This window comes from Bifidobacterium simiarum, assembly GCF_002802905.1.
GTDB lineage: Bacteria > Actinomycetota > Actinomycetes > Actinomycetales > Bifidobacteriaceae > Galliscardovia > Galliscardovia simiarum.
In genome coordinates, this window is record NZ_PEBK01000001.1 from 54,879 (window position 1) to 78,016 (window position 23,138).

Here is a 23,138-nt window from a genome sequence, read left to right on the forward strand (position 1 = left end):
ATCGTGCGAACGGAAGGAACCACCATGCAGGGTTGGCCGGATCAGCCGGAAATGGAACAGGACGTCATCATCGCCGACGGTGAGGCGGCATCGGCCGCGGGCAAGCCGATCGACAACGTGATCTTCGACTTCGGCAACGTGCTCGTGTACTGGCATCCGGAGGACGCGCTGATCAGCCGGTATTCGCAGAAGACCATCGACGAGTTCCTCGACAACGAGCAGTCCGGCTTCTACGACGTATGCAACCTCACCGACGGCGGCGCGAGCATCGAGGAGGCGGTGGCCTGGGCCCGCGAGCACCACGGCGAGCGCTGGGCCGAGGTGTTCCGCTACTACTTCGAGAACTTCCAGGATTCGCTGGCCGGCGTGGTGCCCGGCGCGCGCAAGCTGGTCGCCGATCTCAAGCAGGCCGGCGTCGGCGTATGGGGCCTGTCGAACTGGTCGGGCGAGCTGTTCCCCGCCGCCTACGATCAGTTCCGGATCCTGCACATGCTCGACGGCAAGGTGATCTCCGGCCCGATCGGCATGCGCAAGCCCCACGCCGACATCTTCGAGCACGCGCTGCACGAGTTCGGCATCACGGCCGACACCGCGCTGTTCGTGGACGACAAGTCCGAGAACGTGGCCGGCGGCAACGCCGTGGGCATCCGCGGCGTGCAGTTCACCAGTCCGACCGCGCTGCGTCAGCTGCTCATCGACGCCGGCGTGAACATCCCCGCCGCACAGCAGTAAGGCGGTGACAGACCGACGATCCGCCGGCCTCCGACGGACCCTGCGGTCACCGGACCGGCGGACCGCAGGCGACCGCCCGGATCGCTACCGGATTATCCAGACCATCAGACCATTCAGCCCGTAGATCAATCGGATCATTCAGATCACAGACCATTCAGACCATCAGGAAAGGCGTTCAACCCCATGCGCATGCTGTTTGCCGGAACACCCGACGTGGCCGTCCCCTCGCTGAGGGCACTGGCCTCGACCGAAGGATTGGAGGTGGCGGCCGTGCTCACCCGTCCCGACGCGCCGAAGGGCCGCGGCCGCAGGCTCGCCCCCAGCCCGGTGAAGGTGGCGGCCGGCGAACTCGGCATCGAGGTGATCGACGACGATCCCCGTTCCCCGGGATTCATCGACCGGCTGAAGGCCCTGGACGTCGAGGCCGCCGCCGTGGTGGCCTACGGTCGGATCCTTTCCGTCGACGTGCTCGACGCCCTGCCGAAGGGCTGGTACAACCTGCATTTCTCCCGCCTGCCGCAGTGGCGTGGCGCCGCGCCCGCCCAGCGCGCGGTCTGGGCCGGACAGCGCGAGACCGGATCCACGGTGTTCCGCATCACCCGCGGCATGGACGAGGGCCCGATCCTGCTGCAGTCGACCAACGAGATCGGCGAGCACGAGACCTCCGGCGAACTGCTGAACCGCATGGCCGAACTCGGCGCGCCCCTGCTGGTCGAGGCCATGCTCGCCGTGGCCGACGGCACCGCCGAACCGGTCGCCCAGCCGGCCGAAGGCGTGACCATCGCCGACAAGATCCGCACCGACGACGCCCACGTCGACTTCCATGCGCCGCTCGAGGCCGTGGACCGTCAGATCCGTGCCTGCACCCCCGAACCGGGAGCCTGGGCCGAACTGTACGTCGCCGAGGATGACGCCCAGCCGACCGTGCTGCACATCCTGCAGGCGGCGCCCGCCCCCGCCGACGACCCGCGCGTACCCGAAACGCTGGCAGCCGGAGCGCTGCTCGCCGGCAAGAAGAACGTCTGGGCCGGCACCGGAACCGGCGTGCTGGAACTCACGCAGGTCAAGGCGCAGGGCAAGAAGGCCATGAGGGCCGCCGACTGGGCCCGTGGTGCACGACTCGGTGAGGGGGCGCATCTTGCCTAACGGCAAATCCAGCCCCAAGGGACGCAACCGCGCGGCCCAGGGACGCGAGCCCAAAAACCATCACGGCGCCTCCGGCCGCAAACGGACGAACAGCGCTAGCCTGCGTCACGCGAATCCTCGACGCCTTGCCTACGAGGTGACCATGCGAGTCGAGGAGCAGGACGGCTTCACCAACCTGCTGCTGCCCAAGGCATTGGCGGCCGCACAGCTGAGCGGCTCCGACGCAGGATTCGTCACCGAACTGGTGTACGGCACCCAGCGTTGGCGCGGCCTGCTCGACGCCGTCGTCGCGGCCGCCGCGCGACGCCGCATCGAGGACATCGACCCCGGTCTGCTCGTCGTGCTGCGGCTCGGCGTCTATCAGACGCTGTTCATGGACGTGCCTGCCCACGCGGCCGTCGACGAGACCGTGGAACTGGCCCGCCGCCTGTACGGGCGGGGCCGGGCCGGATTCGTCAACGCGGCCATGCACAAGGTCGCCGACCGCGACCGTCACGAATGGGAGTCGCTGGTCGTCTCCCGCGTACCCAAGGACCGTCCGCACGCCCGATTGGCCGTGCGGTACTCCCACCCCGAGTGGATCGTGGACGAACTGGACGCGGCATGGCGTGCGGCCGGCTACGCCGACGATCCCGCCGCCCTGCCCGACATGCTCGCCGCGGACAACGCGACCCCGCCGGTCACCCTCGTGGCCCGTCCCGGACTGATCGCCATGGACGAGCTGATCGACCAGCTGCCGGACCACGCCGAATATCGGATGGGCCTGTGGAGTCCGTACGCGCTGCGCGTGCACGGCGTCAACCCCGATCTGCTGCCGGCCGTCCACGCCGGTCAGGTCGGTGTGGAGGACGAAGGCAGTCAGCTGGCCGCGTTGGCCCTCGCCCACGCCCCGCTGGCAGGGGCCGTGCCCGATGCCGTCGAGAACGCCGCCGCCGAGAATGCCACTGACGATCGTCGTTGGCTGGACATGTGCGCTGGACCGGGCGGCAAGACCGCGCTGCTGGGCGCGCTCGCCGCCTCACGCGGCGCGACGCTCACCGCGAACGAGCCGAGCCATCATCGTGCCGAACTGGTGCGGCGGAACGTGTCCGGGCTCGCCAAAGGCACGGTCGATGAGGTGCTCGAAGTCGACGGACGCGAACTGGGGGAGCGCTTCCCCGGCCGGTTCGACCGCATTCTGGTGGACGCCCCCTGCTCCGGCTTGGGATCGCTGCGTCGCCGTCCCGAGGCCCGGTGGCGCAAGCGGGCCGAGGATCTCACCGCACTGGCCGACATCCAGCGCGGACTGCTCGACAGTGCATTGAACGCCGTGCGATCCGGAGGCGTGGTCGCCTACGTCACCTGCTCGCCGGCCCTCGCCGAAACCCGAGCGATCGTGGATGCGGCGCTCGCCGGCCGGCAGGACGTGGAACGGCTGGACGCCGCGGCGGTGCTGCGCGGGATCAACCCCGATCTGCCGCTGCCGGCGACCGGCGACGTGCAGCTGTTCGAGCAGCTGCACGACACCGACCAGATGTTCATGGCGCTGCTGCGGCGTCGGTAGTCTGCGACGGCGGTAGGCTATCAGGAACCTGTGCGAACCGCTTAGCCGGTAGGAATCAGCCGACGAGAATATGCTCCGAGGGGTAGCGGAACGCCTGCGGCTGCTGGGGCCGGGAGATCGCATACGCGACGGTCATCGGTCCCAGACGGCCGATGATCATCAGCGCGGCGAGGATGTACAGCGTGCCGGGATTGTTCGGGTCGGCCACGCCGAGCGTGTAGCCGCCCAGACCGAACGCCGAGCACACCTCGAACATCACGTCGGTGAGCGAACGGTTCGTGATGCACAGCAGGGCCAGCGACGAGACGTACACCAGTCCGGTGCAGATGCCGGTGATCGTGATCGCCTGGATCACGGTCTGGGTGTGCAGGCGCTTGCCGAAGATCGAATCGTCCCTGCGGCCCACCAGCGCGCCACGGCAGACGATCAGCAGTACGGCGAACGTGGTGACGCGGATGCCGCCGGCGGTGGAGGCGCTGCCGCCGCCGATGAACATGATCAGCGTCATGAACAGCTTGGTCTGCTCGCTCACATGTGGCATCCAGGAGATGTCGAATCCGGCGGAACGGGGCATCACCGCGGCCACCAGCGCATGGCGGATCTTCGAGGCGAGATCGTCGGAGGGGAACAGCTCGGTGTTGTTCCATTCCATGGTGCAGAACCAGATCAGCGACAGGCACACGAGGCACATCGTGGTGACGATCGTGAGCTTGCTGTGCAGGCTCCAGGACCGCGGCCCCTTGCGTTTGCAGGCGCAACGGAACACGTTGAGGATCACCGGGAAGCCCAGCGTGCCGATGAACGCGGACAGCATGATCGGGATGCCGATGCCCCAGTCGTGGATGTACAGGCCGGCGGTGTCGGGCGTGAAGCCGGTGTTGTTGTACGAGGTGACGGCGAAGAACAGCGCCTCGAACAGCGCGTGGCCGACATTGTAGGGGTTCTGCCGCATCAGCGGGGTGAGCAGCAGGATGAACGCGATGATCTCCACCGAGAACGTGCAGATCAGCACGACCGCGATGACGGAGCGCACCTCGTTGAGTTTCTCGGCGCCCAGCTCGTTGGCCGTGCGGATCTTCTGCGAGACGCGGATGCGCCGGGTGATCGACATCGACAGCAGCGAGGCGAAGGTCATCACGCCGAGGCCGCCGAACTGGATGGCCAGCAGGATCACCACCTGCCCGAACATCGTCCAGTAGGCGTTGGTGCTCACGATCGCGATGCCGCAGGTCGACAGCGCGGAGGCCGCGGTGAAGAACGCGGTGTGGAAGCTGGTCGCCTCACCGGAACGGGCCGCGACCGGCAGGGACAGCAGCATGGTGACCAGAATCAGCATGACGCCGAAGTAGGCGATCGACAGTCGTCCCGGGTGGGAGACGATGCGTTCGCTTAACGGGCGTTTTCTGGAAGGGGAGTTGCGCGGTGCGGTGATCGAGCCGAACCGTCGATGCAGGGCCCTCCGCCACGTACTTCGATCTTTGCCAAGCACTCAGGACACGCTAATGCGTGGCGTCGATGATGTCAAATGCCTTCATCAGATCACGTTCGTTGAGCACGTACGGCGCGGCCTTCTGGGTCATCGGCTTGGCGCAGAACGCGATGCCGATGCCGGCGGCCTGAATCATCGGGATGTCGTTCGCCCCGTCGCCGATGGCCACGGTGAGCGCCATCGGGATGCCGATCGCGTCGGCCCAGCTACGCAGCGCCTCCAGCTTGCTTTCCTTGGTGACGATGTCGCCGGAGAGCCGACCGGTGAGCTTGCCGTCGCGGATCTCCAGGGAGTTGGCCAGACAGTAGTCGATGCCGGCGTCGCGCACCAGCAGGTCGGCGATCTCATGGAATCCGCCGGAGACCACGCCCACCTTCCAGCCGCGTTCGTGCGCGACCCGGACGAGCTCCAGCGCGCCCTTGGTGAAATGGGTCTGGTGGTAGATGTCGTTGAGCACGGAGGCGTCCATGCCGGCAAGCAGGGAGACGCGCTTGGTCAGGGCCTCATGGAAGTCCAGTTCGCCGCGCATCGCCTGCTCGGTGATCTCGCTCACCTGCTCGCCGATGCCGGCGGCCTCACCGAGCATGTCGATGACCTCCTCATCGATCAGCGTGGAATCCACATCCATCACGATCAGTCTGGTGATCGAGGATTCACCGGTCACCAGCTTCGGCATCGTCAACGAAGGCATGACGAACTGCTGGGATCGCAGCTCGGACTGAGACGTCTCTTCGTGGGAGGCTGGGAAAGATTGTGCACACATTCTTCTTATTGTCGGAAAGCGCTGGGACAATTTGCACTATGTCAATCGTTACTTACACGGCAATGGCAGCCGCCACCCCGGTGTGCGAAACGGGGGAATCGGGGCTGATCGGCGCGATCACCGACTGGCTGGTGGCCCTGATGAGCCAGCTCGGGGGATTCGGCGTCGGCGCCGCCATCGCGCTGGAGTCCGTATTTCCGCCGATTCCGAGCGAGGTCATCCTGCCATTGGCCGGATTCACCGCCTCCACCGGCCGGCTCTCCGTCATCGAGGCGGTGATCTGGGCCACCGTGGGATCGCTGGTGGGCGCGTGGACGCTCTACGGCGTGTCACGGTGGATCGGACTGGACCGTCTGATGGTCATCGCCGACCACATCCCCGGGGTGAGCCGCGACGACCTGAACAAGGCCGACCGCTGGTTCGCCCGGTTCGGCACCTGGTCGGTGCTCATCGGCCGCGTGATCCCCGTGGTCCGGTCCCTGATCTCCATCCCCGCCGGATTCAACGCCATGGATTTCAAGCGGTTCACCGGCTGGACGCTGCTGGGATCGGCCGTATGGAACACGATCCTGATCGGCGCGGGATACGCGCTGGGGGAGAACTGGTGTTCGATCCTCGGCGCGCTCGGCGTCTTCGAGGACGTGATCATCGGCGTGGTCGTGGTACTGGCGGTGCTGCTCATCGGCCGATGGGTGCGTAATCTGGTGGTGGACGGCAAGGGCGGACGGCGGTCCGCCGAAAGCGAGGTTGACGAGGTTGACGGTGAGTGAACGACCCGAGGGCGGGATGGAACACGAGACGAAGGACGTCGTAACGAAGAATGATACGACCGGTCCGGTCGACTGGGAGCATAAGTACGAGGAGATGGCCCGCCACGCCGACGTGCTGCAATCCAAGAACCATGCGCTCGCCGCGGCGCTCAACCGGGCCGGCAAGGAGCTGCGTCAGGCGAAGTCGCAGATGGCGTCGCTCGGCCAGCCTCCCGCGAACTTCGCGATCTTCATGCGGATGGACTCCTCCCATGTGGACGAGGACGGCGTGCGGCACGCCGCCGCCGAGGTGCTGATGGGATCGCGCCGCATGGTCGTGCCGGTCTCCTCGCTGGTGAACCCGGACCGGCTCGCCTGCGGCCAGACCGTCCTGCTCAACGAGAACATGGTGGTCGTCTCCGCGCGCGACCTGCCGATCACCGGCACCGTGCGCGACGTGGTGCAGTCCCTGCCCACCGGCCGTCTGCTGGTGGCCGACCAGTCCGGCCAGACGTCGGTGGTGGAACGGGCCTCGGCGCTCGCGAACCGGCAATTCGACCGCGGCGACCGCGTGATGGTCGAATCCGCCGGCATCCTGGCCGTGGAGGCACTGCCCAAGGAGGACGAGGAGGATCTGGTGCTGGAGGAGGTGCCCGACGTCGATTTCGACGACATCGGCGGCCTTTCCGCCCAGATCGATCAGATCCGCGACGCGGTGGAACTGCCGTTCCTGCACCGCGACCTGTTCGCCCGCTACAATCTCAAGCCCCCGCGCGGCGTCCTGCTCTACGGCCCGCCCGGCAACGGCAAGACGCTGATCGCCAAGGCCGTGGCCCACGCGCTGGCCGCCGGATCCGGATCGGACGGGACCGCCGGATCGGCAAAGGCCGCCGGATCGGCAAAGACCAACGGCGTGTTCCTTTCGGTCAAGGGCCCGGAGATCCTGAGCAAGTTCGTCGGCGAATCCGAACGCATCATCCGCTCCATCTTCGATCGGGCCCGCAAACGGGCAGAAGGCGGCAAACCGGTGATCGTGTTCATCGACGAAATGGACTCGCTGCTGCGCACCCGCGGCTCCGGCGTGTCCTCCGACGTGGAGACCACGATCGTGCCGCAGTTCCTCGCCGAACTCGACGGCATCGAATCGCTGGGCAACGTGATCGTGATCGGCGCTTCCAACCGCGTGGACATGATCGACCCGGCCGTGCTCCGTCCCGGCCGTCTGGACGTGAAGATCCGCATCGACCGGCCCGGCCGCGACCAGGCCGCCGACATCCTGCGGCATTACCTCACCGACGATCTGCCGTTGGCCGACGGGATGACCGCCGACGCGCTGATCGACGTGATGGTCGGCGAGATCTTCCGCCGCGACGACACCCGTCACGTCTGCGACATCCGCGACGAGCGGGGAGACTGGACGAGCGTCTACTTCGGCGGGCTGATCTCCGGCGCCATGCTGCGCAACATCGTGGACCGGGCCAAGACCGCCGCCGTCAAGCAGTCGATCGTCTCCGGAACCGAGGCGCGGCTCGACGCCCGCCTGCTGGGCCGGGCCGTCGAGGAGGAGTACCGCGAGGCGGTGGATGCCATCACCGGCGCCAACCCGCAGCAGTGGACGCGCCTCAACGGCATCGACGTCAACCGTGCGGTGGAGCTGATCCCCGCGAAACCGACTGATCGAACCGACGATCGGAGGAACTGACATGTCCGTATTGCGCCCGATGGGCACCGAAACCGAATACGCGGTGGTCGACAAGGCCGATCCGCGAGCCAACCCGGTGCGGCTGAGCTTCGACGTGATCGCCGGGGCGTCCGACCCCGTCACCGACCACATCCGATGGGACTACCGGGGCGAGGACCCGGTCAACGACGCGCGCGGATACCGTCTGGAACGCGCCTCGGCCCGGCCCGAGATGCTCACCGACTCGCCGCAGCTGCAGCTGACCAACGCCGTGGCACCCAACGGCGGGCGCATCTACGTCGACCACGCGCACCCGGAGTATTCCGCGCCGGAGACGCTCGACCCGTTCGAGGCGGTGCGCTACGACCACGCCGGCGACCTGCTGATGCTCGCCGCGGCGCGCAGGGCCTCGTCCGCGGACGGCCGGCGCATCGAACTGTACCGCAACAACGTGGACGGCAAGGGTGCCAGCTGGGGCTCCCACGAAAGCTACCAGATCAGCCGGTCGGTGCCGTTCGACGATCTGGAATACCTGATGATGCTGCACTTCGTCACCCGGCAGATCTACTGCGGATCCGGCCGCGTGGGGCTGGGCGAGCACAGCGAGGGCGAGGGATTCCAGCTGTCGCAGCGGGCCGACTACATGCATGCGAAGGTGGGCCTGCAGACCACGTTCGACCGGCCGATCGTCAACACCCGCGACGAATCGCACAGCACCGACGACTACCGCCGTCTGCATGTGATCGTCGGCGACGCGAACTGCATGGACGTGCCCGACGCCCTCAAGCTCGGCACGACCAGCATGGTCGCGTGGCTGGCCGAGGAGGCGGTGCGCCGCGGAGAATCGGTGCGTGACCTGCTCGGCGGGATCGAGCTGGCCGACCCGGTGGCCGCGATCCACACGGTGTCGCATGATCTGAGTCTGAAGGCCGTGCTGCCGGTGGATTCCGGGGAGGCGACCGAGGCTGTGTCCGGGGTGCCGGCGGGTGCGGCTGAGTCCGGGGATCCGACCGGCGTGACCGCATGGCAGATTCAGGTGCGGCTGCGTTCCGCCGTCTACCGCATGGCGGCGGCCGTCCACGGCACCGACATCATGGGCGAGCCGCTGTGGCCCGACGAGCCGACCAAGCGGATCATGGCCATGTGGGGAACCGCCCTCGAGGATCTGGCGCGGCTGGCCCACGCCGACGACGACGAGCGACTGGCCATGGCCAGTGCGGCCGGGCGGATCGAATGGCTGCTCAAATGGCAGCTGATGGAGAAGCTGCGCCGTCGCCGGGGAACCGGATGGTCCGACCCGCGGCTGCGCGCCATGGACATCGCCTGGGCCTCGCTGGAGCCGAAGCAGTCGATCTTCCGGGCCGTGCGGGCGAACGCCGTCACGCTGGACGACGACCGGCAGCTTGCCGCGGCGTCGACCGAACCGCCCGAGGACACGCGGGCATGGCTGCGATCCGCTATAGTGAAGCATTTCCCCGCCGACGTGGTGGCGGTCTCGTGGCGCAGCATCACCGTGCGCGGCTCGGACGGTGCGCTGCACGACATCGACATCGCCGACCCGCGCGGCCACGACGCCAAGGCCTGCCGGGCGGCGCTCGACTCGGCGGCCGACGTGGACCAGTTCCTCGCCGCGCTGGGCTGAACGACCAACGACAACAACGGTAACGACAAGGCAACAAAGGCAACCCGACAGGGCAACCAAGGGAAGGACGAACGCATGGATTTGCGCGAACTGGCCGTGAAAGTGGCCGATGTGGCCGAACAGGCCGGCCTGCATGCACTGCAGGATCAGCTCAAGCCCCATGATTTCACCACCGAACTGGATGCGGCGAGCAAGCACCACAAGTTCTCGTCGGAGATCGACGAGCGGCTGGTGCGCTACTGCCACGAACGCATCAACGCCATCGAACCGCACGAATGCTGGGAGGAGGTCGGCTCCGACGTGAAGCCCGGCGGCCTGTACTGGTGCATCGGGCACATCGACGGCGCGATCAACTTCGTACGCGACATGCACGAATGGACGGTGACCGTCTCGCTGATGCGCGTGGACGAGGAGGGGCGTAGCAAGCCGATCCTCGGCGTCGTGCATGCGCCGGCGCTGCGCCGCACCTACCTGGCCGCGGAAGGTGCCGGGGCGATCCGCATCCGCTCCACCGAACAGGGCAAGAAGCGCGAGAAGATCATGCCCTCCACCACGCCCACGCTCAAGGGGGCCGTGGTGAGCTTCGGCATGTCGTACTTCCCCGAGGAGTCGAAGCGCGCCCTGCACACCGTGGCCTCGCTGGCCGGCAAGCCCGCCGACGTCAAGCGCGTGGGACCGGTCTCCATGGACCTGTGCAAGGTGGCCGACGGCAGCTACGACGCCTACTTCGAACCCTCGCTGCATTCGTGGGACGTTCCGGGCGTATCCGCCGGCGCCGTCGTAGTGTGGGAGGCTCAGGGACAGATCGGCCGCTGGGACGGCAGCGACATCGACTGGGGCGCCAACAACGACATCGTCGCCACCAACGGATTGATCATCGACGACCTCAAGCAGTACCTGCAGTAGCGGCCGGCAACAGACGAAAGGAACATCATGCCACAGGAATTCGAATCACAGCAGACCTCGGCCTCGGCCCAGACCGCCGGCCAGCACGACGAGCAGACGGTCGAGCGCAAGGAAAGCGGACTGGCCGAACAGGCGTCCGGCCTCGACTCGCTGCTGGACGACATCGAATCGACGTTGGAGACCAACGCCGAGGAATACGTCTCCAGCTTCGTGCAGAAGGGCGGCGAGTGAGCCGTGCCGCAACTGCGTGACAGCAGCAACACGCTGAACGGAAGCGCCGCCGGCCGCCCGACAGCCCACGTCGGCGCCGAACACGCCGACGGATTCGCCCGCATCTTCGGCGTGGAAACCGAATACGGGGTCTCCGTCACCGGGGCCAAGCACCCCGTGGACCCGGGTCAGGTGGCGATGACCATGTTCCGGCCGGTGGTGTCACGCTCCCGATCCACGAACACCTACCTCGTCAACGGATCCCGCCTGTACCTCGACGTGGGCAGCCACCCCGAATACGCCACCGCCGAGGCCGTGAACCCCATGGATGCACTGGCGCAGGACCTCGCCGGAGAGCATGTGATGCGGCGTTTGGGGCTTGAAGCGCAGGCCCGACTGCGCGAATCGACGGGGGAGGGCACCCACGTCCATCTGTTCAAGAACAACGTGGACTCCGCCGGCCACTCCTTCGGCTGCCACGAAAACTATCTGCTGCGACGGCAGGTGCCGCTCAGCGCCATCGAAACCGAACTGATCCCGTTCCTCGTCACCCGCGTGCTGTTCACCGGCGCCGGACGGTTCACCGGCGAGGACGGCGTGCCCGACGGCTTCGAGATCACCCAGCGCGCCGATTTCCTCGACGACGCGATCTCCAGCTCCACCACGCGCTCGCGGCCCATGGTCAACACGCGCGACGAGCCGCACGCCGACTCCGACCTGTTCCGTCGTCTGCATGTGATCGTCGGCGACTCCAACCGGTCGCAGACCGCCACATGGATGAAGCTCGCCGTCACGCACCTCGTACTGTGCGCGATCGAGGAGGCCTACCGGGCCGGAGCGCCCTCCGGATTCGAGGAATTCGCGCTCGCCGACCCGAGCGAGGCGATTCGCACCGTGAGCCGGGACCGCACCGGACGGGCGCGGTTCGCGCTGGCTTCGGGGGAGACGAGCTGTGCGCTGGACGTGCAGCGGCGGTATCTCGCGTTGGTCAGCGCGTTCGTGGCCGAGCATGATGAGCTGTTTGCGGATGCGGGGTTGCCCGGTTCGGAGTCGGCTGAGGGTTTGCGGTCGGCTGGTGCGGCTGAGACCGAAGCAGGGGAGGCCGTGGCATATCCGGCTGGACTGTCGCGGCAGGACGTTTCCCGGGCGCTGACGTTGTGGGCCGAGGCGTTGGACGCCGTGGAATCCGGGGAGTGGCGAAAGCTGGCCTCCTGGGTGGACTGGGCGGCCAAACTGCAGCTGATCGAGGCGCTGCGGCGGCGTGACCCGTCCGTGGATGATGCGCGACTGCGGCAGATCGACATGGACTACCACGACATCGTCAACGGCACGGTATACGAGCGTCTGGTGCGGGCCGGCATGATGCAGACGATGATCGACGAGGCCGGTGTGCGGCATGCCGTCGAACACGCTCCCGCGAACACGCGCGCGGCATTGCGCGGCGAATTCGTGCGGCGGGTGCTGGAGGGCGACTACCAGTGGTCGTGCGATTGGACCCATGTGGCCGTCACCAGCCCGGTGCGCCTCGAAGCCGAACTCCTTGACCCCTTCAGCTCCACCCCCACCCCCGCCTACACCACCGTCCTCAAAGCGCTATAGGCAGGCGGATACGAGTGAAGGCTGAGGGGCTGAAGCGTTTAAACCAGCCTTCCCCTGTGAGGGGAAGGTGGCCGGCGGATGCCGGCCGGATGAGCTGACAAGCGAGGGTCCGAAAGACGTGGGCTTCCCCTTGAGGGGAAGCTGGCAGCCGGAGGCTGACTGATGAGGTGGCAAGCGAAGTCGTGATTCAGCCCCTGCTCCCGCTGGATGGACAGTCCGGTGGACTGTCCATAGCAGCATGGCCGCTAAGGGCCATGCGTCGCACAATACGTCGGGAGCTGTCCGGCTGCGCCGGACTGAGGGTGGTCAAGTCCCAACGCATGGCAACTCGACCACCCCCCAGTCTGCCTACGACAGCCAGCCCCCGACATCTTATGCGAAGTGCGCCTTCGTGGCAGCGGAGCAGGCGAAGCACCTAGGCTTCCCCCTCTGGGGGAAGCTGTCGAGCGCAGCGAGACTGATGAGGGCATGCAGGCGAGGCAACAAACCAAGTCGCGCCCCGTCCGTCACCTCATCCGACCGGACAAGCCGGTCACCTTCCCCTCAAGGGGAAGGCAAGGTGTGTCATCACAGCGATGTCCACGCGACGCCCTCGCCGCGCCAGCCGGCGCGCTGCACGGCGACGTACTCGCCGTAGCTCATCGTGTACACGTGCTCACCACTGTTGCGGTTGTACAGGCGGTACACGTTCTTGCCGCTGGACGGCGAGTACCAGGCGACGCCCTCGTTCTTCCATCCGAGGCGCACGAGCATGTCGTGCTCCGCCTTGTTCAGCGTCCAGTTGTGGTTGCCGGTCCTGCGGTTGTACTCGCGGTACACGGGCTTCGCGCCGGGAGTGTCCTTGCTCACGGTGATGAACGAGGCGGCCTTGCGGCTCTCGTCCCTCCAGCCGAGACGCACGAGCATGTCCTTCTCCGCCTTGTTCGTCGTGTAATGATGCAGACCCGAACGACGGTTGTACACGCGGTACACGGGCACCTGCTTCACCTGAGGCTTCGACGGCTCGGACGGCTTCGACGGGGTCGCGTTCTTCGTCCACTTGGCCGTCAGCGTGATGTTCGCCGTCACCCCGCGGTTGAAGTCCCACTTCGCGTTGCCGTAGTACCAGCCCGCGAACGCGTAGCCGCTACGGGTCGGATTCTTCGGCTGCTTGACCTTGCCGCCGTTCGCGACCTTCTGGGAGGCGACCTTCGAACCACCATTCGAATTGAACGACACCGTACGGTACACCACCGGCGCGGGCGCGCCCTTCATGGTGAAGCTCACACTGGCATGCAACGTACCCGCCTTGCCGGCCGCGTAGTCATATGTCACCACGGCACCGGCCTTCGCCCCGGCAGCGGGGGCGATCACGCCGCTGCGGGAGATCGTACCGCCCCTGACGTTCGACACCTTCGACACATCGAACCACGGGATCAGCTGCCTGAGATTCAGCGAACGTCCATCCACGGGGTACGCGCGCTGTGTATCAATACGCACGTCCTGACGGTGGGTAGATACGCGATAGGCAAGCAGACGATTGTTCCCCGCAGTAGACGAAATCAGCTGAGAAAAACCAGTAAGCTGAGTGTTGCTGACGTCAAGCGCGTGCAGCTCGTTCCCATAGGCGTCCATCAGTTGCAGCTTAGTGTTCTTGGAAAGATCGATAGTCGTCAGCCTGTTAGCCCTGATCTCAAGATTTTCCAGCTTCAAATTGTGCGACACGTCCAACCCGGTCAACCGATTCTGCGATGCGGAGAGATCCGTGAGTGCGGTATTCCGAGACACATTCAGCTTGGATAGCGTGTTACCAGTAACACCCAAAAGCCGTAGTCGCGTGTTGTGCGACACATCCAGCGAAGTCAACCGATTACCCGATGCCGAGAGTGATGTCAGCGCGATATTCCGAGACACATCCAACCCTGTCAACCGGTTATTATCTACGGAAAGGGTGTCCAGTGCGGTATTCCGAGACACATCAAGTCTGGATAACGCGTTATCAGTGACAACCAACCTTCGTAGTTTCGGGTTGTGTGACACATTAAGTGAAGTCAATCGGCTTCCCGAGCCAAGATATAGTCCCTCCAGTTTTTGGTTATGCGTCACGTCCAGAGAGGTGAGGCGTCCTTGAATCGTGAGAGCTAGAGTCGTGAGATTGGGGAAGAACTGTATGCCTTTCACCGAGGTAACAGGATTGGTCAGATAATTCTCTGGAGCAATTCCATTAGTGCCGAAATCTCCAATCTGAGTGACGCGATTTCGCTCGGCAACGCTGAGCATGCCATCATGATTCCTGTCGATGACCGAGGACACATACTTGCGGAAGTTACCGTCCGGGAAATTCGTGGCGTTGATGGCGATATTGCCGCTGGCTGCCGAAGCATCGCCGTTGGTGTCGGCTTCGTATATTGAGGCCGGGGCTGATGACGTCGGGACAGTGGAAGATGCCGCAGCGCCCTCTTCCGCGGCGTTGGCCACGGCTCCCATCGGCAGCAGTATTGCTATCGAAGCGACCGCGCCGATACCCAGTTTCCATAGCTTGCTTGGATGTGCAGGGGTTCCTGTACTCATGGTCGAACCTTCCTTTCAGGATGTTCCTCTTCGATGCCCATGACGCAGGCCGAATCCACGGGTTGATTCCGTAAGGTGAATCCACGGTCTCATCGTCATGGGATGCTGCCGGACCGTCTTCTTCGGCATCCTCGCCGAAGGCAGCGTCACTGTCGATCCAAACGAGCCATGCCGTGCAAACAGTCAGACAACACCCCCTATGCTGTCACCCCCCCCCCGACGGATTTTGCAGTGAAACGGATTGTAGAGACGCTCGCAGACGAAAGACGAATTGATAAACGAACGAAGGGCATGGTCATCAAGGTCATGCGTTGCATGATGCGTCGGGGACGGTCGACATATCCGACTGGGGGCGGTCAAACATGGCCTGTCTGGATAGATGGTTAATGTGGCGTCGTTCGACCACCCTCAGTCAGGCTACCGCCTGACAGCTCCCGCCGGCGGGAGCGTGATGCAGCTCGTATCCAGCTCCTCGACGTGTTGTGCGGCGTACGTCCGTAAGGGGCGTACTGCTACGAACGGCCCAACGGACTGTCCCTCCGACGGGAGTCTGACCCTGCCCCCGCTGGAGGGGCTGTCGGCTATGCCAGCCGGGGTGATTGAGCTTGCTCTTATGGCAGTTCCGTCCACCTCATCGGTCAGCTTCTAGCTGCCGACTTCAATCGCAAGAACGGAACGGCCTGATGACCGCGCCTTATCATCTCGTATGGCGACGAGCGGAGTCGTGTTTGAGATCATAGCTGCTCTCGTTCCTGCGGCGTATGTGACCGATGATCAATCCCTTATTGATCGCTGAGCTAGAGGTTAGGATGGGCGGCGTCCGACCGTAGGGTAGGAGCCGGCTTGCTGGCTCCGGGGCCGAACGGCCTTGAGTGTGTCGGACGCCGCCCATCCCAACCGACGTTCATTCACCTCATCGGACCGCCTATTTTTTACCGGACTCAGCCTAAGGGGAAGCTTAGGGGATTCCGAAGTCTCGTTCTTCCACCAGCACGATGGATTGGGCTGCATATCGGCGTTTTTGCGGTCCGATCCATCGGATATCGGTGAATCTTGATGGATTGCGTCGCGAAACCGGGCTTTTTGCGGTCCGATCCATCGGCCGGCTCCGCCACGGGATCGAGAAACCGCATGATTTCAACGATCTGAAAATCGCGGTCATCGGATTTCGATGGATTGGGCTGCATATCGGCGTTTTTGCGTTCCGATCCATCAAATATCGGCGGATCGTGATGGAGCGTAGCAGGAAACCGGCCTTTGGACGCTCGAATCCATCAACTATCGGCGTATTTCGATGGAGCGCAGCGCGAAACCGGCCTTTTGACGCTCCAATCCATCAACACCGGACGCAGCCGCCCGCCGCATACGGTAAAGCCCCCTGCGGGATATCCGGCAGGGGGCTTACAAGTCTTGGTGCGCAGGCCGCCAATCAACCGATCAATCAATCGAATCAGCGATCAGCATGCAGGCGGGCGATGCGGCTCACGCGTCGATCATCGATGACGCGGAGGTCAAGATCACTCGGCGACGGCCTTCTTCAGCAGGGAGCCGGCGGAGAGCTTCACGCCGTAGCCCGCGGGGATCTTGATGGTTTCGCCGGTGCGGGGGTTGCGACCGGTGCGGGCGGCACGCTTCACGCGCTCGGCGGAGAACACGCCGGTGAGCTTCAGGCCTTCGCCGGACTTCAGGGACTCGACGAGCACTTCCTGGAAGGCGTTGACAGCGGCTTCGGACTGGGCCTTGGTCAGGTTGGACTTCTGAGCGATCTTGGACACCAGGTCAGACTTGTTGTATGCCATAATGCTTAGTTTCCTTCTTATCAGTGGCCCGCCCCTCTGCAAAGCGGGGCAAACCTTGGAACACCACCGATTGTAACGTATCCGAATGGTGTTTAGGGGATTAAACGGCGAAAAATCAGCGTTTTTGACGCTTCTCACACGTTTTTCCGCGCGATTTTCCATGGCGGTCCGCTCTCCGGAGAGAAAAGCGAACCGCCATAGCGTATCACAGCAGGCGATAGCGTAGCACAGCGCACGCCGCCGCATACCGCACTACAGCAGATCGTGCGCGGTCATCCACTTCATGGCCAGACCGCCGATCGGCAGTCGCAGCCAGTAGGTGAGCAGTCGGAACAGCAGCGTGGACGAAAGCGCCACCGCGGAGGGGATGCCCACCGACGTGAAGCCCAGGGTCAATGCCGCCTCGATCGCGCCCAGACCGCCCGGCGTGGGCACGGCCGCGGCGATCGTGTTGGTGAGCACGTAGATGAACACGGTCTCCAGCGGGTTGGTGACCTGTCCGAACGCCATCAGCGACGCCCAGAAGCTCATGCCCAGCATCGCGGTCTGGAACAGCCATCCGGCCGTGGCGATGACGAGCCGGCGCGGCTGCGAGAGCAGGTCGATGAGCTGGCGGGCGTAGGTGAGCACCACCGGCAGCGCCTTGTCGATCACCAGACGCCGGGTCGGCGGGATGATCATGATCAGCGAGATCACCGCGGCGGCCAGACCGATCACCGTGACCAGCGTGTTGGTGGGGATCATGCCGGACAGCGTGTTGCGTCCGGTGAAGATGCCGATCACCAGCAGCAGGGAGGTGATGGCCAGCGCCTGGATCACGATGATCGCGCTGGTCACGGCCGTCGCCGCGGAATTGCGGTAGCCGCTTTTGCGCAGGAACTGCAGGGTCACCACGGCGGGGCCCACGCCGGCCGGCATGGAGATGGTGGTGAAACCGGACGCCGCCTGCACGGCCAGAATGCCGGCGGGATGACGCTTGTCCGGATCGACGTACACGTACAGCGCCACCGCGGATCCGACCCACGAGAGCAGGCCGAACAGGTAGCCGAGCGCGGCCATCCACGGGTTCGCCTTGGAGACGGCGTTGATCACCTCGTGCATGTTGAGCTGGGTGAACACCACGACCACGGCCACGATCAGCAGGGCGATCATCAGCACCGATTTGAGGCTGAACCGGGAGAGCGAGACCTGCGGCAGGGCTTCGGTCTCCTCGGCGGGGGCCAGCGCGGTCAGTCCGGCGCGCAGTTCGCGCATGGTCTGCCGCGACCAGAAGTCATCGAACTTCGTCTCCCGCGGTATGGCTACGTTCTGCACGAACGGCACGAGCGAGACCAACGTGTCCCGACCCCAGCAGCGTTCGGCGCAGGCGATCACGCGGGCCACGCTCATCCGGCAGCTCAGCGCGGTGAGCAGCTGGATGCGGTCGATCGCCACGTTCGCCGCGGTACTCGCATCGTCGCCGTTCTGCCATCCGGCCAGCACGAGGTGCCCGGAGGCGGACCGGGCGAACGAGGCGGGGGTGATGGCCCGGTGGGTCACGCCGCGGTCGTTGGCGGTGCGCAGGTAGCGCATCACGTCGGTCAGGTCGGCATCGCTCACGTCGTTCCAGTCGACCGGCTCGTATGCGGCCGGACCAGCGAACACGACGATGGAGGATTCGCCGCTTTCCGCGCGTCCGTAGACGTCCGGGGTCTCCAGACCGATGTTGCGCAGGGTGAGCAGCAGATCGACGTGGTGGTGCGTGGTGGAGCTCATCGACCGGTCGGTGCGCAGGTCGACGCCGCCGGCCATGCGCAGCCACTGCCACAGCTGTGACAGGTAGCCGACGGTACGGGTCTGCTCGTCGCGCACGGAGACGATGTAGCGCTCCCCGTCGCGCGTTTCGGCCGTGTAGATGCGGGAGAACGGGGCCAGATCGTCGGTAAGCACCGGACGCTTGTCGTTCGCCGGGCCGTGGATGCCTTCCTGACGGGTGAGGGCGACGACGTCGAGGCCGATGGAGGCGAGCGCCTGCACCAGCTGCATGCCCCACGCGCCCTTGTTCTGCGTGCCCATGGCGAAGCGGATCACCAGACCGATCAGGCGTCCGGCGGCCATGGCCACCACGACGCCGGCGATCGGGTAGACCGAGATGATCACCAGCAGGGCGGCGAGGAACACGATGGTGTTCCAGCCCCATTTGACGGTGCCGCGCAGCCGGTGCGGGCCGGCGGCGGTGAGGAATGCGGCGAGTCCGGCGAAGATGTCGGGCAGCAGGGGGCCGGATCCCAGCACGGCGGTGGAGTCGAGCGCGAGGACGAGCTGATGCGGGCCCACGGCGGCGACGATCATGCTGAGGATGCCGGCCGTGCCGTAGCCGAGGAACATCGAGATGGTCGAGATGATGGCCTGGATCCATTCGCGGCCCACGAGCAGCTGCACGAGTACGGAGACGACCACGAGGACGGTGATGACCTGCTGGAGCAGGGACAGCGGCAGTTCGACCAGCCATCCCACCGCGCTGCCCGCATGATGGACGTCGGATTCCACGCCGCTGGAGATGCCGGTGAGGTACACGGAGGCGAGCATCACCAGCACAGCGATGACGACCGCGGCGACCGCCCCCACCAGATCGGAGAAGTCGTGGACCCGGGTCGGCGGGATGTCAGAAACGGAGACGTCGCCCCCCGTGCCGTCTGCGGCGGCGTTGATCGGGATGGCGACGTCTTTGGCGTTGTCGGCGTTGTGATCGGCCAAGACGGGCATCAGTCGAAGTCGACCAGCTTGCTGGCGATGCCGGTGTAGGTGGCCGGGGTGAGCTCGGTCAGGCGCTTGGCGGTGGCCTCGTCGAAGTCGAGCGTGGCGATGAAGCTTTCGACGTCCTGCTTGGAGATCGAGTGGCCGCGCATGAGCTCCTTGACCTTCTCGTACGGCTTGTCCATGCCCTTGCGGCCCTCGAGGGCGGCGGCGCGCATGGCGGTCTGGATCGGCTCGCCCAGCACCTCCCAGTTCTCGTCGAGCTCGCGGGAGATGACGATGTCGTTCGGGTGGATGGAGTTGAGACCGCCCATGAGGTTGTTCAGCGCCAGCAGCGAGTAGCCAAGGCCGACGCCGATGTTGCGCTGGGTGGTGGAGTCGGTCAGGTCGCGCTGCCAGCGGCTTTCGACCAGCGTGGCGGCGAGGGTCTCGAGCAGCGAGCAGGAGATCTCGAAGTTGGCTTCGGCGTTCTCGAAGCGGATCGGGTTCACCTTGTGCGGCATGGTGGAGGAGCCGGTGGCGCCCTTGACCGGCACCTGGGCGAACACGCCGCGGGAGATGTACATCCACACGTCCACGCACAGGTTGTGCAGGATGCGGTTCACATGGCTGATCGTCGAGTAGAGCTCGGCCTGCCAGTCGTGGCTTTCGATCTGCGTGGTCAGCGGGTTCCAGGTCAGGCCCATGCGGGTTTCGACGAACTCGCGGCTCACGGCGATCCAGTCCACGTCCGGGTAGGCGGCCAGATGGGCGCCGAAGGTGCCGGTGGCGCCGTTGATCTTGCCCAGGTACTCCTGGTCGGCGATCTTCTTGAGCTGGCGGCGCAGACGGTACACGTACACCGACAGCTCCTTGCCGAGCGTGGTGGGGGTGGCGGGCTGGCCGTGGGTGAGGCTCAGCATGGCCTTGTCCTTGTACTGCTCGGCCTTCTCGGCGAGGTGGTTCACGATCTGCTCGGCGGCCGGGGTCCACACGTTCTCCACGGCCTGCTTGATGCACAGGGCGTAGGAGAGGTTGTTGATGTCCTCGGAGGTGCAGGCGAAGTGCACGAGCTGCTTGATGTGCGGCAGCTGGGTGTCGGCGCCGAGGGTCTCGGGCGCCTTGTCGAGCAGGTCGTCGATGTAGTATTCCACGGCCTTGACGTCGTGGTGGGTCACGGCTTCGTGCGCGGCCATCTGGGCGATGCCTTCGGCGCCGAAGTTCTCGGGGATCGCGCGCAGGTATTCGATCTCCTCGTCGGTGAACGGCTTGACGCCGCCGACGATCGGACCGTTGCCCATGCCGTTGGCCAGCAGGATCATCCACTCGACCTCGACGTGCAGGCGTTCGCGGTTCAGCGCCGGCTCGCTCATGTACTCGGTGAGTTCAGCGGTCTGCTTGTGGTAGCGCCCGTCCAGCGGGCTCAGGGCGATTGCGGGGGAGATGTCAGTCAACTTCATGCACAACACCATACGTGAAGCCGTGTACCCGTAAGCGTGGCGGGCTGCGGGATCGGCCCGCCTGGTCCGTATTACGGTGGCGAGTCCGGTCCGGTGCGCGAGATGCGGCCGTGATAGTAGCGGGTGGAGACGAGCGTGCCGTTGATGGTCCGGCCGAAATGCTCCTCATGGCTTTTCAGCGCCGGAGAGCCCAGCGACTGGGCGTCCTTCCACGCGGCCTTCATGTAGTTCATGTCGTGGGTGATGAACTTGCGCCCGTCGGTGTTCTCCACCGCCGTGCCGGCAGCCGAGCCCATCGGCTGGCTGGTGCCGCGGACGGTGAGCCAGCCGGGGGAGACCGGGTTGCGCGAGCCGTCGAGGTTCGAGACCAGCTCGTCGTTCATCTCCACGCTGGTCACCCACGTCCCGCCCACCGGGTGGTTGGCGACCGGCGACCCGGCCGTGACGATGTGCTGCACGTTGTACCGCTGCTTGCGGTCCGAAGCGATGACCGCCGCCACGATCCCGCCCTGCGAATGACCGACGATGGCCACCGGATCGTTCGGCCTGATGCCGGCCTGCCGCATGGCCTCATCCACCATGCGGGCACTGTCCGCGGCCATGCGCTGCCGGGCATCCGAACTCATCAGCTCCACGTTGGTCTGCCAGCTGAACGGCGAATCGAGGTGGCCGTCCGTGCCGGGGACGGTCACCATCCACGCGGTCTTGCCGTCCTCGCGCCGGTATTGCTGGATGGCGATCGACCCGTAATCCACCTTGTTCAGCCGCATGTCGTGCACGTTGGTCAGGGTGTCCGCGATCGTCGCCGTGCCGCCGATCCCCTTGGCCGGGTGGATCTCCCTCACCTCGAGCCGGTCGCCGAACAGCAGATTGTTCGCCGGGGCGGAGACGCCGGATATCCTGCCGGCGGCGTCGTTGACCTCGTCGGTGGCCAATACGCCCCTGAGGATCCCCGCCCGTCCGGTCTTCCCGGTCATTCGCGCCCCGAGACCGGCGAGCAGTCCCTCCTGCGCCCACCAGGTGCCGGTGATCGCATAGATCGGGTTGAACCGGCCCTCCTTGGCCGAACCGGCGACGACGCTGCCGGAGGCGAGCAGCGCCAGTCCGGCCGCGGCCCACTCGGGCTTGGCCACGGCCACGGTCTGCAGGGTCTCGCCCAGAATCCGCGCCGCGGCATGTTCGGCCTGAGAGTAGAGCGAATAGGCCCGGATGATCCGATCGGCCAGCGACGTAAGCCGTTCGGCGAGTCGGTCGGCCTCGTCGGCGCGGGCGATGATCTGGGCGCTGACCCGCGGATAGTCAAGCGAGACATGCACGACGGTGGCGGCGAACGGTCCGGCACCGGCCAGACCGGCGCTCGCCAGCCCGACCCCGGCGGTCGGCGAGAGGGGCGTGCCGCCGAGCCGGGGACAGAACGGGGCGCGGGTCTTCAGCTGCTGCAGGCGGATCGTCGTGGCACGCCATTCGGCCGACAGACGGCTGAGCGCCGTCGCCGCGCCGTTCAGCGTCGAGGCCGCGGCGGAGAACCGGTCCAGATCGACGGTGGTCGGCGTGCCGCCGCCGTAGATCCGGGATTGCACGTGAGCCTGAGCCGAGGCCTGAGCCGGGGCTTGAGCCGAACCACTCGCGGACATGGTCTGGCCGCTCATGACAGGGCTCCCGCTCCGGCGATGAGCGCCGCCGTCTCATGGGCTCCGCGCTCGGCTTCCGTGGCCAGCACGGCCGCACGGTCCACGTCCCGGCGGAACAGGTCGCCGGCGGTGCCCTCCCACGTCAGCGAGGAGGCCGAACGGAGCGCATCCGACGCATCACGGGCGATGGCCGCGGCCGAGGCGGACAGCGAGGCGAGCATGGACCGTGATTCGGCGAGCACCATGCCGCAGGGGCAGGAGGACATCACCCCTGCCATTCCCGCGGATGCGACGACATTGGGGGAGGTGACGGCACTGGGTGAGTCGCCACCGTGGGAGACGCCACCGTGAACCGCCTGATACAGCGGCGTGCTGGGGATCGGGCCGGACGGGGAGGCCCAGGCCGGCCCGGATGAGGATGCTGCGAAAACGTTCATGCGCCGATTGAACCACCATCGGCGATCCGATCGGCGCGAATCCGACCCATGTGGTCGAACGTGGCCGACACGCCGAGCGCCTGTGG

At 65.8% G+C, this 23,138-nt stretch carries 17 protein-coding genes; 9 read left to right on the forward strand and 8 right to left on the reverse strand.

The window, feature by feature from the left end; translation table 11 throughout:
* The first annotated feature begins 24 nt into the window (after positions 1–24).
* The 3 genes from CSQ87_RS00195 (at position 25) to CSQ87_RS00205 (ending at position 3,421) form a co-directional block, all read left to right on the forward strand.
* Positions 25–732 (forward strand): HAD family hydrolase, encoded by a 708-nt coding sequence (locus tag CSQ87_RS00195; RefSeq protein ID WP_100511842.1) that lies wholly within the window; start codon positions 25–27, stop codon positions 730–732.
* Between the two features lie 183 nt (positions 733–915).
* Entirely contained in the window at positions 916–1,878 is a 963-nt protein-coding gene (fmt, locus tag CSQ87_RS00200) for a methionyl-tRNA formyltransferase (RefSeq protein ID WP_100511843.1), read from the forward strand.
* Positions 1,871–3,421, forward strand: a complete 1,551-nt coding sequence (locus tag CSQ87_RS00205) for an RsmB/NOP family class I SAM-dependent RNA methyltransferase (protein ID WP_243388764.1) — start codon at positions 1,871–1,873, stop codon at positions 3,419–3,421. Before fmt ends, CSQ87_RS00205 begins: the two co-directional genes overlap by 8 nt.
* Before the next feature lie 55 nt (positions 3,422–3,476).
* On the opposite strand, the gene CSQ87_RS00210 is transcribed toward CSQ87_RS00205, so the two are convergent.
* Positions 3,477–4,910 carry a TrkH family potassium uptake protein gene (locus tag CSQ87_RS00210; RefSeq protein ID WP_133122303.1) on the reverse strand — a complete coding sequence of 478 codons (1,434 nt, stop codon included), beginning with the start codon at positions 4,908–4,910 and terminating at the stop codon, positions 3,477–3,479.
* A gap of 10 nt (positions 4,911–4,920) precedes the next feature.
* A complete protein-coding gene (gene serB / locus CSQ87_RS00215) occupies positions 4,921–5,601 on the reverse strand; it encodes a phosphoserine phosphatase SerB (RefSeq protein WP_100511846.1) in 681 nt (226 codons plus the stop codon).
* A gap of 110 nt (positions 5,602–5,711) precedes the next feature.
* Between serB and CSQ87_RS00220 the strand changes: the two genes are divergently transcribed.
* The 6 genes from CSQ87_RS00220 (at position 5,712) to CSQ87_RS00245 (ending at position 12,460) form a co-directional block, all read left to right on the forward strand.
* Complete coding sequence (locus CSQ87_RS00220) at positions 5,712–6,443, forward strand: DedA family protein (protein WP_100511847.1); 732 nt, start codon at positions 5,712–5,714, stop codon at positions 6,441–6,443.
* 94 nt (positions 6,444–6,537) lie between these two features.
* Entirely contained in the window at positions 6,538–8,124 is a 1,587-nt protein-coding gene (gene arc / locus CSQ87_RS00225) for a proteasome ATPase (RefSeq protein WP_207761071.1), read from the forward strand.
* 1 nt (position 8,125) lies between these two features.
* Positions 8,126–9,745, forward strand: a complete 1,620-nt coding sequence (locus CSQ87_RS00230) for a proteasome accessory factor PafA2 family protein (protein ID WP_100511849.1) — start codon at positions 8,126–8,128, stop codon at positions 9,743–9,745.
* 75 nt (positions 9,746–9,820) lie between these two features.
* Positions 9,821–10,651, forward strand: coding sequence for an inositol monophosphatase family protein (locus CSQ87_RS00235; protein WP_100511850.1), 831 nt, complete (start codon positions 9,821–9,823; stop codon positions 10,649–10,651).
* A 27-nt stretch (positions 10,652–10,678) separates the two neighbouring features.
* Entirely contained in the window at positions 10,679–10,882 is a 204-nt protein-coding gene (locus tag CSQ87_RS00240; protein ID WP_100511851.1) for a ubiquitin-like protein Pup, read from the forward strand.
* Positions 10,883–10,885: 3 nt separating this feature from the next.
* Positions 10,886–12,460: a proteasome accessory factor PafA2 family protein gene (locus CSQ87_RS00245; RefSeq protein ID WP_423734755.1), complete on the forward strand. Its 1,575-nt coding sequence runs from the start codon at positions 10,886–10,888 to the stop codon at positions 12,458–12,460.
* Between the two features lie 567 nt (positions 12,461–13,027).
* Here the strand turns inward: CSQ87_RS00245 and CSQ87_RS10835 are convergent.
* The 6 genes from CSQ87_RS10835 to CSQ87_RS10730 form a co-directional block, all read right to left on the reverse strand.
* The gene (locus CSQ87_RS10835; RefSeq protein WP_165776661.1) at positions 13,028–14,074 is read right to left on the reverse strand and encodes an InlB B-repeat-containing protein; all 1,047 of its coding nucleotides are present in this window, start codon (positions 14,072–14,074) and stop codon (positions 13,028–13,030) included.
* 2,453 nt (positions 14,075–16,527) lie between these two features.
* Positions 16,528–16,809, reverse strand: coding sequence for an HU family DNA-binding protein (locus CSQ87_RS00255; RefSeq protein ID WP_093959424.1), 282 nt, complete (start codon positions 16,807–16,809; stop codon positions 16,528–16,530).
* Positions 16,810–17,061: 252 nt separating this feature from the next.
* Positions 17,062–19,545, reverse strand: coding sequence for a lysylphosphatidylglycerol synthase transmembrane domain-containing protein (locus CSQ87_RS00260; protein ID WP_243388765.1), 2,484 nt, complete (start codon positions 19,543–19,545; stop codon positions 17,062–17,064).
* Between the two features lie 8 nt (positions 19,546–19,553).
* The gene (purB, locus tag CSQ87_RS00265; protein WP_100511854.1) at positions 19,554–20,984 is read right to left on the reverse strand and encodes an adenylosuccinate lyase; all 1,431 of its coding nucleotides are present in this window, start codon (positions 20,982–20,984) and stop codon (positions 19,554–19,556) included.
* 71 nt (positions 20,985–21,055) lie between these two features.
* The gene (locus tag CSQ87_RS00270) at positions 21,056–22,633 is read right to left on the reverse strand and encodes a PGAP1-like alpha/beta domain-containing protein (protein WP_100511855.1); all 1,578 of its coding nucleotides are present in this window, start codon (positions 22,631–22,633) and stop codon (positions 21,056–21,058) included.
* A complete protein-coding gene (locus tag CSQ87_RS10730; protein ID WP_133122304.1) occupies positions 22,630–23,052 on the reverse strand; it encodes a hypothetical protein in 423 nt (140 codons plus the stop codon). The genes CSQ87_RS00270 and CSQ87_RS10730 overlap by 4 nt, the downstream gene beginning before the upstream one ends.
* Between the last annotated feature and the right edge of the window lie 86 nt (positions 23,053–23,138).